At 42.0% G+C, this 1,762-nt stretch carries 1 protein-coding gene; it reads left to right on the top strand.

Annotated elements, in window-relative coordinates:
• Nucleotides 1–1,726 (top strand): hemagglutinin (locus AC097N_RS21185; protein WP_479584047.1); only part of this gene is annotated, 1,726 nt, incomplete at its 5' end.
• Nucleotides 1,727–1,762 lie beyond the last annotated feature (36 nt).

Here is a 1,762-nt window from a genome sequence, read left to right as displayed (position 1 = left end):
ACGCGTGATCAGCAAAAGCAGGGGAATTTCACAACCACTCAAGATGGAGACAGTATCACTAATAACTATACTACTAGCAGCAACAGTAAGCAATGCAGATAAAATCTGCATAGGCTATCAATCAACAAACTCAACAGAAACTGTGGACACGCTAACAGAAAACAATGTTCCTGTGACACATGCCAAAGAACTGCTCCACACAGAGCATAATGGGATGCTGTGTGCAACAAGCTTGGGACACCCTCTTATTCTAGACACCTGCACCATTGAAGGGCTAATTTATGGCAATCCTTCTTGTGATCCATTGCTGGGAGGAAGAGAATGGTCCTATATCGTCGAGAGGCCATCAGCCGTTAACGGATTATGTTATCCCGGGAATGTAGAAAATCTAGAAGAGCTAAGATCACTTTTTAGTTCTTCTAGGTCTTATCAAAGGATCCAGATCTTTCCAGACACAATCTGGAATGTGTCTTACAGTGGGACAAGCAAAGCATGCTCGGATTCATTCTACAGAAGCATGAGATGGTTGACTCAAAAGAACAACGCTTACCCTACCCAAGATGCTCAATACACAAATAATCAAGGAAAGAACATTCTTTTCATGTGGGGTATAAATCATCCACCCACCGATGCTGCGCAGACAAATCTGTACACCAGAACCGACACAACAACGAGTGTGGCAACAGAGGAAATGAATAGGGTCTTTAAACCATTGATAGGACCAAGGCCTCTTGTCAACGGTTTGATGGGAAGAATTAATTATTATTGGTCGGTATTGAAACCGGGCCAAACACTGCGGATAAAATCTGATGGGAATCTAATAGCTCCGTGGTATGGACACATCCTTTCAGGAGAGAGCCACGGAAGAATCCTAAAGACTGACTTAAAAATGGGTAGCTGTACAGTGCAGTGTCAAACAGAGAAAGGTGGCTTAAACACAACATTGCCCTTCCAAAATGTAAGTAAGTATGCATTTGGAAACTGCTCAAAGTACATTGGTGTAAAGAGTCTCAAACTTGCAGTTGGTCTGAGGAATGTGCCTTCTAGATCTAGCAGAGGACTATTCGGGGCCATAGCAGGATTTATAGAGGGAGGTTGGTCAGGACTAGTTGCTGGTTGGTATGGGTTCCAGCATTCAAATGACCAAGGGGTTGGTATGGCAGCAGATAGAGATTCAACCCAAAAGGCAATTGATAAAATAACATCCAAAGTGAATAATATAGTCGACAAAATGAACAAGCAGTATGAAATCATTGATCATGAATTCAGTGAGGTAGAAACTAGGCTTAACATGATCAATGATAAGGTTGATGATCAAATCCAAGATATATGGGCATATAATGCAGAATTGCTAGTTCTGCTTGAAAACCAGAAAACACTCGATGAACATGACGCTAATGTAAACAATCTATATAATAAAGTGAAGAGGGCTTTGGGTTCCAATGCGGTGGAAGATGGGAGAGGATGTTTCGAGCTATACCACAAATGTGATGACCATTGCATGGAGACAATTCGGAATGGGACCTACAACAGGAGGAAGTATCAAGAGGAATCAAAATTAGAAAGACAGAAAATAGAGGGGGTCAAGCTGGAATCTGAAGAAACTTACAAAATCCTCACCATTTATTCGACTGTCGCCTCATCTCTTGTGATTGCAATGGGGTTTGCTGCCTTTTTGTTCTGGGCCATGTCCAACGGGTCTTGCAGATGCAACATTTGTATATAATTGGCAAAAACACCCTTGTTTCTACTGATCACGCGT

The organism is Rhodoferax sp. LS1R11 (genome assembly GCF_056521395.1).
This window is presented reverse-complemented; position numbering and strand designations above follow the sequence as displayed.